Consider the following 10,449-nt stretch of genomic DNA (forward strand, 5'->3'; position numbering starts at 1 on the left):
GAATGGCGTGACTACGCCATCGATCACCTGAAGGACAGGGCGGTGTTCTCGGTCTTCCGCCGCACCAGCGAGGTGCCGTTGTTCCGCATCGAGAAAAATCCGAAGCTTGCACGCAAGCAGGGTGCATTCTCGGTCATCGCGGCAAGCGGCATGATCGTCAAGCGCGGCCAGGATCTGGCGCAGGTTCTCAAGGTTTTCGACAAGAAGCCGAAGCTCGTCCGCGGCTAGGATCCGCGCAATTCGTCAGCCGGCCGCTGCCGGGGCGGCTTGTGACGGCAATGTCCAAACCGTCACGGATTTGTCGAGGCCCCTGATGGCGACATCGTCATGCCGCGTGAAATCCGATGTCAGCCCGTTTTCCAAACCGTCTTCCTCGCGCACCCGTTCGAGAAGTTCATCGGTGGCGGCGAGTTCAGCCGTCAGCCCGCGCGTCAGCGCCTCGACCCGGCTTGCCACATTGACCGTGTTGCCGATCACCGCGAATTCCAGCCGGTTGGAGCCGATATCCCCCAGAACCGCCGGGCCGTAGTGAAGCCCGAAACTGGCTCTGATGACCGGTTCGCCGGCGCGACTGCGCTCCTCGTTCCATCGCGCCATGGCCTGCATCATGGAGCGCGCGCAGCGCAGCGCGTTGACGGCGTCATGATCGCTGGCGATCGGCGTGCCGAACGTCGCCATCAGACCGTCACCGAGATATTTGTCCAGCGTGCCGTTGTGGCGAAAGACCTGCTCTTCCATGCGTTTGTGAAACCGCCGCAGTGTCGCGATCACATCCTCCGAGCTTTTGCCGGCGGCATATTCGGTAAAGCCGACAATATCCACGAAGAGCACGGCGATATCCTGTGTGCGGACCTTTTTCAAAGGCTCGTCATTGTGCGACAGTTCGTCGACCACATTCGGGGAAAAATACCGGGCAAGGTTCTCCCGCTCGCGCTCCAGCGCCGCATGCCCCATCAGCAGGTTGCCGTAACGGCGCACCGACACCGAAAGCGTGACCGCCACGATCACGAAGACCATCATCTCCTGGAACCGCACATAGCCGATCAGATTGTTCGGATTGAGCAGGTAGGCCAGTTCCTCGTTCGGCAGAAACGCGGCTTCCGCCGCTTCGGTCAGGGCGACGTTCTCGGTCGAAAACAGCCAGATCAATCCGAGCGAGATCGCCCAAAGGCCGGCGGTCATGATGCCGATGCCGCGTACGGTTCGCCACGAATAGGCAAGCGTGCCGATCGCCAACAGGACATAGAAATACATGAACCCTTCGTTGCGGTATTGCATGGCCAGCGGCCATTCATTGTCGGAGAGCGGATTGGGCACAAGCAAAACGACGGTCATCAACAAAAGGTCGCACCAGATCAGCAAAATCTCGGCCCGCGACCGGCCGACACGAGCGACGCGGAATTGCGCCCAGCCGATCAGGATGAAGCTCAAAGCCAGCGCCTGATAATAGATCACCTCAAAGCTGAAATTGATGAAAGGCAGCATCACCGCGATCAGCACCATCGCCACAAGGCGGGCCCTGACCGCAAGGACCATTCCCTCGCGCTTGTGGCGCTCAAGGGCAGCCTCGGCGAATCTGTGATCGGCGGAATCGGCTGAAGGATCGTCGTTTCGGGAAAAGGTCCACAAACGGCGCGTCCACGCCCAAATCGATTGCTCGCTCAAAGCCCTTCTCCCTGGCTTCCCAATTGCCGAAATCGGCTCCTGTCGCAAACAAACCATCAAAGGCGGAAACAGGCAAACCGCAAATGCGCGCTGCCGCATACCGGACGCGGTGCAGCCCTGCGCAGGGGACCAAGGATCCGCTCCCCATGTCCTGCCGACAGTGACCGGCGTCTCAGAGCAAGTCTAGCCCGAATAAAGACTGCCCGGATAAGCCGCCGGATCCGGGTCCGTTTCGCTTCCCCGACCCAGTTGCAACTGCAGGATATCGGTGTCCAGCCAACGGCCGTGTTTGAAGCCGGTGGCCTTCATTGAGCCCACATGTTCAAAGCCGAGCGATGAATGGAGAGCCGTTGACCCCGGCTCGGGACCGCCGACAATGGCGATCATCTGCCGAAAGCCGAGGGCTTCACAGCGGCGGATCAATTCGCCCAGAAGCGCCTTGCCGATGCCTTTTCCGCGGGCCGATTCGGGAAGGTAAATCGAATCCTCGACCGTCCAGCGATAGGCCGGTCTCGCGCGGTAAGGGCCCGCATAGGCGTAGCCGAGCAGGACGCCCTTGGTGCCTTCCGCAACGATATAGGGATAATCCTGCCCGCGGAGCGCGTCGAAACGGCGCCTCATCTCGTCCCGCGTCGGCGGTGTCAGCTCATAGGTGGCGACACCGTTCTCGACCGAGTCCCGGTAGATCTCGGTGATGGCGTCGAGATCGGCGGCGATCGCATCGCGCAGCGTGTAGGTCATCCCTTCCCTATGGACAAGGCGGCCGCCCTTTTCAACAAAAAAGGCGGCCCGAAGACCGCCTTTTCGTTTGCCTCATTTCAGGTCCTACTCGCGGTTCCCGAGGAACTGCAGCAGGAACATGAACAGGTTGATGAAGTCGAGATAGAGCCGCAGCGCGCCCATGATGGCCTTGCGGCCGGCAACCGCGGTGCCGTCGCCTTCATAATACATTTCCTTGATCTGCTGCGTGTCGTAGGCGGTCAGGCCCGCGAACACCAGAACACCGATCACGGAGATCGCGAATTGCAGCGCCGTCGATCCGAGGAACGCATTGACGATCATCGCGATGATGATGCCGATAAGCCCCATGAACAGGAACGATCCCATGCCCGAAAGATCGCGTTTGGTGGTGTAGCCCCAAAGCGAAAGGGCGCCGAAGGATGCGGCGGTGATGAAGAATGTGCGGACGATGCTTTCCCCTGTAAACACCAGGAAGATCGCTCCAAGGGATAGACCGACCAGCGCCGCATAGACCCAGAAGGTTGTCTGCGCGGCCGCCACGCTCATCTTATGAACGCGAAAGCTGAGGAAAAACACAAGTCCGAGCGGTGCAAGCCAGACCACCCATTTAAGCGGGCTGACATAGATCAGATGGCCGAATGCCGTCATCTGACCGCCGGAAACGGCCATTTGCGAAGTGGCAAATGCAACCAGTCCGGTAATTGCCAAGCCCAGTGCCATCAGGTTGTAAACCCGAAGCATGTAGGACCGCAGGCCCTCATCGATCGCAGCACCGGCTTGCGTTCCAGCATGCTGGCCGCGTACCTGGTAATCACGAAGATCTGCCATATTTACCTCTCGATTAGCGTCGTTTCGTGCAAAATCATGCCCGATTCGCGACGAAAAGGACACAGCTTCACTGAATATGATGAATCAATCGGGCCACGACAAGACCCGCATGTACGATTTTCCGGACGTTTGGTCGCACAATCAACGATCGGTTAACGCCAATCACCGTTGTGAGCGGCTTTGAAACCTACAGGTTGCGCAGTATCGGCGCGGCTTTCTGGCCGAGCACACGCCATGTGCCGGCGAGCCCGATGCCCACCGTCACGATCAGCGCGGCGATCACCGTCAACACCGCGACATCCGGCAGGAACTGCGAGGGCAGCGTCATGATCCGCGAGACAACAAACCAGGCCGCGACCCCGCCCGCGAAGAGCGCGAACACGGCCGTTGCAAGGCCGAGGATCATATATTCGTAGGAAAACGCCCGGATCAGCGTGCGCCGCGTCGCGCCCAGCGTCTTCAGCACCACCGCGTCGTGCGCCCGGGCCCGGTTGCCGGCGGCCAGAGCTCCAGCCAGCACGAGAACCGACGCTACCAGCGCGACCGCCGCCGCCGCGCGGATGGCCGTTGCCAACTGTCCGACGATGCGGTTCACCACATCAAGCGCGTCCTTGACGCGAACGCTGGTCACGGTCGGAAAGGCGTTCGTCACCGCCCGCAAAACCTCTCCCTCATCCATGGGTCCGGACTCCGGATCGGTAAGCGTTGCCAGCCAGGCATGCGGCGCGCCGGCGAAGGTGTTGGGCGAGAACACCATGACAAAGTTGATCGACAGCGATTCCCACTCCACATCGCGGAAATTGGCGATACGGGCAGTGACATTGCGGCCCAGAACGTTGACGGTGATCAGATCGCCGAGTTTGAGGCCCAGTGCGCCGCCCTCTTCCGCTGAGAAGGACACCAGCGGCTCCCCGGCATGGTCCGGTGCCCACCACTCGCCTTCCGTCAGGCTCGAGCTCTCCGGCATGTTTTTGGCATAGGTGACGCCGCGGTCGCCGCGCAGCACCCACGCGCCGTCCGCCGGTACATCGATTTCACGCACATCGACACCGTTGAATTCGGTAATCCGGCCACGCAGCATCGGCACCTGTACGATCTTGCCGCCCGGCACGACCTCCTGAACCAGTTCGCTGAAGGCATCGACCTCCGTACTCTGGATATCGACAAAAAAGAAATTCGGCGCCCGTTCCGGAAGGCTGCCGCTGATCTCACGCCTCAGATTTCCGTCGATCAGCGCCAGCGTGACCAGCAGCGCAAGGCCGAGCCCCAGCGACAGCACGACGGATGGGGTCAGCGCGCCGGGACGGTGGATATTGCCGATGGCCAGCCGCAGGGCGGTGGATTTGACATTAGGCGCCCGTCTCGCCAGCGCCTCGATCGATCCCGAAACCAGTCGCAGAACGACGAAGGCAAAGGCGATGGCGCCCAGGAAAACGCCGGCGATGAACCGGTCGTAGGACGTTCCAATGGCAAGCGCCATCAACGCGGCGACAAGCACGGCGGCGGCAAGCAGGTAGCGCTTGCGCGGCAGGCCATGGGCGTCAAAACCCTGCTCGCGGAAAAGCGCCGTCGCGGGCACGTCCCGGGACCTGCCGAGCGGCAGCAGCGCAAAAGCCAGCGCCGTCAGATATCCGAAAACCGCGGCAAGCAGCAGGGCGCCGGGATACACGGCCGTGTCGGAAGAAACCGGCAATATGCCGGCCAGCGCCGCACTCGCCAGGATCGGCATGAGGGCGCCCAGCACCAGACCTGCCGCGATGCCGATCGTCGCTATGATGAGAATCTGAACGAGATAGACGCAAAAGACAAATCCGCCGGATGCGCCCAGACATTTGAAGGTTGCGATGACGCCGCGCTTGGAATCGAGATAGGCACGCACCGCATTGGCAACGCCGACGCCCCCGACAATCAGAGCCGTCAGACCGACCAGTGTCAGGAACTGCGAAAACCGCACGATATTGGCGCTGAGCGCCGGCGCGGCATTGCTTCTGCTGCGAACGGACCATCCGGCGGACGGAAAAGCCTCGTCCGCATTCGCCCGCAACTGCCTGACGGCCGACTCCGGCACGCCCGGTTGAAGCCGGATCTTGTAGGCATATTCGACAAGACTGCCGACCTGGATCAGACCTGCGGCGTCGAGGCCGGCTTCCGACATGATGAGCCGCGGCGCGAAACCGAACCCGTCGGACAATGCGTCGGGTTCGCTGTCGATGATTGCGCGGATCTCGAATTGCGCATTGCCGAGGAGCACCGTGTCGCCAGGCGCGACCTCCAGCCGCTCCAGGAGCAAGGGAGCAACGGCAACGCCAAAGCGTCCCTCCTCGTCGCCATAAAGCGCCTCAAACCCGAGCTGCGGTGTGGTCTGGAATTCACCGTAGAGCGGATAAAGCGCGTCCACCGCCTTGGCCTCGACCAGCGTCTGGTCCGACCCGTCGGGCAGCCGCACCATGGAGCGCAGACCGACGGTCTCGGTCATGGTGCCCTGCCCGTCAAGGAAGGCGCTTTCCTCTTCGGTGGCCGGGCGGTTCTGGAGTTCGAAGCGGATGTCCGCGCCGAGGATGGTCTGGCCTTCCTCGGTGATCGCGGCGGTAATCGAACGCGATACGGAATTGACCCCGGCAATGGCTGCCGTGCCAAGCGCGATGCAGGCAAGAAAAATATAAAACCCGGACAGGCCGCCGCGCATTTCGCGCAGCGCCAGCCTCAAGGCCAGCCGCAAATCCCCCCGCCGAAGCGTGGATCCGTTAATCACCGCCGTCACGCGACCGCTGCCTTCTTCGAGCCGGCGTCCTCGCTGTCGTTCAGGATTTCTCCGGAACGCACACGCACCTGCCGGCCGCAGCGATCGGCAAGACTATGGTCATGCGTGACAAGCAGCAGGGTCATGCCGCGTTCTTCCCTTTGGGCAAACAGCAGATCGGCAATCTGCCGCCCGGTCTCGGTATCGAGGTTTCCGGTCGGCTCGTCGGCGATCAGCATGGCCGGCGAGGGCGCCAGCGCCCGCGCGATGGCGACACGCTGCTGCTCGCCGCCGGACAGTTCGCCGGGATAGTGGGTCAGCCGCTCGGCAAGTCCGACCGCGGCAAGCTCCTTGCGCGCGACGTCGAAGGCGTCGGACCGGCCCGCCAGTTCCAGCGGCACGGCAACGTTCTCGAGCGCCGTCATATTGGGAATGAGATGAAACGATTGGAAGACAATGCCCACATTGCGGCCGCGGAAATCGGCGACTTCGTCCTCGCTCATCGCATGAATCGGATTGCCGGAAATGTAGATTTCCCCGGAGTCGATCTTCTCCAGGCCGGCCAGAACCATCAGCAGCGTGGACTTGCCGGAACCGGACGGCCCGACGATGCCGACCGACTCGCCCGCCTCGACGGTCAGGTCGATCCCCTTGAGCACATGAACCGACGACGCGCCGTCGCCCAACGTTAAATCGGCCTTTTTCAGTTCGATGATGGGTTTTGTCAAAGCAACGGCTCACTATATTCACAAAAAGCAGTATATCAGCCGGTCCTCCCCGGGCATTCACAGGGAAATAGGAAGCATCCCATGAGAATTAAAGCGGCACTACGAATTTTGGCGGTTTTTTGCGCTGTGATACTGGCCGCCACCGGCGCGGTCCGAGCCGACACAATAAGCATTGTCGGCCTCGGTGACAGCCTCATGGCCGGTTACGAACTGCCGCCTTCCGACGCCTTTCCGACAAAGCTGGAACGTGCGCTGATCGACAAGGGCTATGATGTCAGCATAACCAATGCCGGCGTTTCGGGCGACACGTCAAGCGGCGGGCTGGCGCGCCTCGACTGGTCCGTGCCGGACGGCACCGACGCCGTGCTGGTGGAGCTCGGCGGCAACGACGCCCTGCGCGGCATCGGTCCGGATCAGACACGCGCCAATATCGACGCGCTCATCACCAGGCTGAAGGAGCGCGGGATCGCCGTCCTCCTGGTCGGCATGCTTGCGCCGCCGAATATGGGTGACGATTATGGCGAGGCGTTCAACCGCATCTATCCGGAGCTGTCGCAGCGGCATGATGTGCCGCTCTATCCGTTCTTCCTCGACGGTGTCGCGGCTGAAACCGGCCTGGATATCGGCGATGGAATGCATCCGAACGCCAGGGGCGTCGACGTCATGGTCGCCCGCTTCCTGCCCTATGCGGAAGACCTGATCGTGGCAGTTCGCAAGGAAAACGGCGGCTGACAACGATTCAGTCACAACGAATCACAAATGATTTTAGTTACTTAGGATACAATTTGCGGGATTATCCAATTTAGGCGATGACGGGGCTTGCCCTTGACCGGCACTCGTGATTCGCTGGACCTGCATACGAATCGGGGAGGCTGCCATGCCGCGTTTGTTTGTTGCCCTCGAGATTCCGCGTGAAGCTGCACTCAGCTTGTCGCTCCTGCGCGGTGGTCTGCACGGCGCCCGATGGATCGATGTCGAGAATTACCACATTACCCTGCGCTTTATCGGCGATGTCGACGCACCCACGGCGGACGAGCTCGTCCATGCCCTCGACCGGGTGCACCGGCCGGAATTTTCGCTGTCGCTGGTTGGAATGGGTTCTTTCGGCTCCAGGAAGCCGCATTCCCTTTGGGCCGGCGTTTCGGCATCGCCCGACCTGATCGCCCTGCAGGCGGAGATCGAGCGCATCTGCCAGCGTCTGGGACTGAAGCCCGATCCGCGCAAATTCACACCTCACGTCACGTTGGCGCGCCTGCGCGGCGCCCGTGTCGACGATGTGGTGGGGTATCTGTCGGCCCGCAGCAATTTCCGCACCGACCCGTTCACGGTGTCCCGCTTCGTCGTTCTGTCATCGCGCGAATCCGTCGGAGGCGGCCCTTACGTCACCGAGGAGGCATATCCTTTGCTGGCGGCGCACCCGCAGCACACGCCCGTTCATGCCACCTCGAGTTCGTCCGGCGGCATGCTCTGACGGACCTTCGCGGCCTTGTTGGCGATTGCACGCCCGTCCGGCAGCGCGCCGACATGCAATGTTCCCGAGACAGACGAAGAGGATGGACGAGGGCTTGCCGTGCGGCGTGGCGGGCGTCATATTTTCCTCCGGGAGAACGTACAGATGACAGCTATGAGGATCGATGCCGCCGAAGCAAAGCGGCGCCTGGCGGAGCTCGGCGAAGACTGGCAGTTGCGTGACGACGGCAAGGCACTGGAACGCAAGTTCAAATTCCGGAACTTCAACGAGGCGTTCGGCTTCATGGCGCGGTGCGCCCTGTCGGCCGAAAAGCTCAACCACCATCCGGACTGGTTCAATTGCTGGAACCGGGTGGACGTGGTGCTGACGACCCACGACAGCGGCGGGCTGACCGAGCTCGACTTCCGGCTGGCGAAGGCGATGAACCGGGCCGCCGCGGGCCTTTGACGCGTCCAGGATATGGCGGGCGTCCTTGAAGAACGGCCTGACAACGACCATATCCTGATCTTGATCGTCGCATCAGGAGGGAACGGCCTATGGACGACGTCAAGATCGGAGAAATTCTCGAGCCGGGCGACGAAGACACCCGTCAGGACCGCGAGCGACGCGTGCGCGACAAGTTCTGGCAGACCGCCCGCAGGGCCGCGCGCCACGTGCCGTTCATGGAGGACGTTGCAGCCGCTTATTACTGCGCCCTGGACCTCAAGACACCGCATCGCGTGCGCGCAATTCTCCTCGCGGCCCTTGCCTATTTCGTGCTTCCGCTCGACGGCATTCCGGACATTCTCGCCTTTGTCGGCTTTTCCGACGACGTTGCGGTCCTAGCTGCGGTGCTCGCGGCCTTGCGTGCGCATATCACGCCGGCGCACTATGCCGCGGCGCGCGCGGCGCTTGAGGGAGAGGAAGAGGACGACATTGCAAAAGCGTAACGTTCGCCCTACGACAATTTTAGTTCACGGCACGAGATATTGTATATAAAGAGTTGAGTATCGGGGCGTCCCGCATTTCGCCTCGCGCTGCCTGTTGGCGCGGCTTGCGGTTCCCTGTTGACGGTTTGGTAACCCAAATTTGCGCAAATTGAGTCAAATTGTTGCCAAACAAGCGTGTTCAAGGCATGGCCTTCCATGAAGGCAATGGAGACAACCGGTAGGTCTATTATGGTTTTGAAGAAATTCGTGCCCGCACTCGTACTGTTGATCGCGATGGCCGGCGTCGCTGCGGCACAGTCGCCGACCCGCATCAGCCAGTTCAATGCCTGGGGTGCCTATTCCTACAACGCACCGAACGGCAAGGTGTGCTACATCCTGTCGCTGCCGACCCGCAAGGAGCCGACAAACGTCAATCACGGGGACATCTTCTTCCTGATCTCGCAGCGTCCGGGTCAGAATGTCAGCTACGAGCCGCAGGCAATGATGGGCTATCCGCTCAAGGAAGAGTCCAAGGTGACGGTCAATGTCGACGGCAAGAACTACACCCTGTTCACCAAGGGCGATTCCGCCTGGGTGGAAAACGCCGCGGAAGAACCGGCTCTGGTCAGCGCCATGCGTGCCGGATCCTCCATGACGGTCAGTGCAACGTCGCGGCGTGGCACCAACACCACCTACACCTTTTCGCTTTCGGGCGTGACGGCCGCGCTCAACGAGATTCAGAACTGCAAATAGCTTTTCGCACATCTCGACCACAAGGCCGGCTTTCCGCCGGCCTTTTGTCGTTATAGGCTTTCTAAAAAAGATGACGCACGGGCGGCGAAATGATAGGAGCAGCCGCTCAAAGCTGTCGTGACCCGGAAAGCGTAAGATGCCGCAAACGATCGATCTCAAGGACACCGACACCCGTGATGCGCTCTCGGCGCGCATCGCAGCCGGTGCGCATGCGGACAAGCCTTCGCTCATCGGCATGAGCCGCGAGGAAATCGGCACGGCGCTGCAATCCGTCGGCGTCAAGGAGCGCCAGGTCAGGATGCGCGTCCAGCAGCTCTGGCACTGGCTTTACGTGCGCGGCGTGTCAGATTTCGCCGACATGCTCAACATCTCGAAGGACCTGCGCGCCGCGCTGGCGGAAAAATACACGGTTGCGCGCCCGCAGATCGTCGACGAGCAGATTTCCGCGGACGGCACACGAAAGTGGCTGCTGCGCTTTCCGCCGCGCGGCGCCGGCAGACCGGTGGACATCGAGACTGTCTACATCCCCGAGGAGGGGCGCGGCACGCTGTGCATATCGAGCCAGGTCGGCTGCACGCTCACCTGTTCCTTCTGCCATACCGGAACGCAAAAGCT

Annotated in this window: 11 protein-coding genes and 1 pseudogene; 7 read left to right on the forward strand and 5 right to left on the reverse strand. The window is 61.6% G+C overall.

The window, feature by feature from the left end:
* Positions 1-228: DUF2794 domain-containing protein (locus AC5E6N_RS20700; RefSeq protein WP_491749588.1), on the forward strand; the 228-nt coding region annotated here is incomplete at its 5' end.
* 15 nt (positions 229-243) lie between these two features.
* On the opposite strand, the gene AC5E6N_RS20705 is transcribed toward AC5E6N_RS20700, so the two are convergent.
* From AC5E6N_RS20705 to AC5E6N_RS20725, 5 genes are all read right to left on the reverse strand, one after another.
* Positions 244-1,665 carry an adenylate/guanylate cyclase domain-containing protein gene (locus tag AC5E6N_RS20705; protein ID WP_491749589.1) on the reverse strand — a complete coding sequence of 474 codons (1,422 nt, stop codon included), beginning with the start codon at positions 1,663-1,665 and terminating at the stop codon, positions 244-246.
* A gap of 183 nt (positions 1,666-1,848) precedes the next feature.
* Positions 1,849-2,406 carry a GNAT family N-acetyltransferase gene (locus AC5E6N_RS20710; RefSeq protein WP_491749590.1) on the reverse strand — a complete coding sequence of 186 codons (558 nt, stop codon included), beginning with the start codon at positions 2,404-2,406 and terminating at the stop codon, positions 1,849-1,851.
* An 84-nt stretch (positions 2,407-2,490) separates the two neighbouring features.
* A complete protein-coding gene (locus AC5E6N_RS20715; protein WP_491749591.1) occupies positions 2,491-3,234 on the reverse strand; it encodes a Bax inhibitor-1/YccA family protein in 744 nt (247 codons plus the stop codon).
* A gap of 187 nt (positions 3,235-3,421) precedes the next feature.
* Positions 3,422-5,920, reverse strand: coding sequence for an ABC transporter permease (locus AC5E6N_RS20720; protein ID WP_491749597.1), 2,499 nt, complete (start codon positions 5,918-5,920; stop codon positions 3,422-3,424).
* Between the two features lie 71 nt (positions 5,921-5,991).
* Positions 5,992-6,702, reverse strand: a complete 711-nt coding sequence (locus tag AC5E6N_RS20725; RefSeq protein WP_491749592.1) for an ABC transporter ATP-binding protein — start codon at positions 6,700-6,702, stop codon at positions 5,992-5,994.
* Positions 6,703-6,783: 81 nt separating this feature from the next.
* Between AC5E6N_RS20725 and AC5E6N_RS20730 the strand changes: the two genes are divergently transcribed.
* The 6 genes and pseudogenes from AC5E6N_RS20730 to AC5E6N_RS20755 form a co-directional block, all read left to right on the forward strand.
* Positions 6,784-7,434: an arylesterase gene (locus AC5E6N_RS20730; protein ID WP_491749593.1), complete on the forward strand. Its 651-nt coding sequence runs from the start codon at positions 6,784-6,786 to the stop codon at positions 7,432-7,434.
* Between the two features lie 145 nt (positions 7,435-7,579).
* Positions 7,580-8,173 (forward strand): RNA 2',3'-cyclic phosphodiesterase, encoded by a 594-nt coding sequence (thpR, locus tag AC5E6N_RS20735; protein WP_491749594.1) that lies wholly within the window; start codon positions 7,580-7,582, stop codon positions 8,171-8,173.
* Positions 8,174-8,326: 153 nt separating this feature from the next.
* Complete coding sequence (locus AC5E6N_RS20740) at positions 8,327-8,620, forward strand: 4a-hydroxytetrahydrobiopterin dehydratase (RefSeq protein ID WP_491749598.1); 294 nt, start codon at positions 8,327-8,329, stop codon at positions 8,618-8,620.
* Positions 8,621-8,709: 89 nt separating this feature from the next.
* Positions 8,710-9,102 carry a YkvA family protein gene (locus tag AC5E6N_RS20745; protein ID WP_491749595.1) on the forward strand — a complete coding sequence of 131 codons (393 nt, stop codon included), beginning with the start codon at positions 8,710-8,712 and terminating at the stop codon, positions 9,100-9,102.
* A 228-nt stretch (positions 9,103-9,330) separates the two neighbouring features.
* Positions 9,331-9,834, forward strand: coding sequence for an invasion associated locus B family protein (locus tag AC5E6N_RS20750; RefSeq protein WP_491749596.1), 504 nt, complete (start codon positions 9,331-9,333; stop codon positions 9,832-9,834).
* A gap of 136 nt (positions 9,835-9,970) precedes the next feature.
* A pseudogene (locus AC5E6N_RS20755) lies at positions 9,971-10,449 on the forward strand (dual-specificity RNA methyltransferase RlmN); the annotation flags it as partial.

Source organism: Hoeflea sp. (assembly GCF_984452065.1).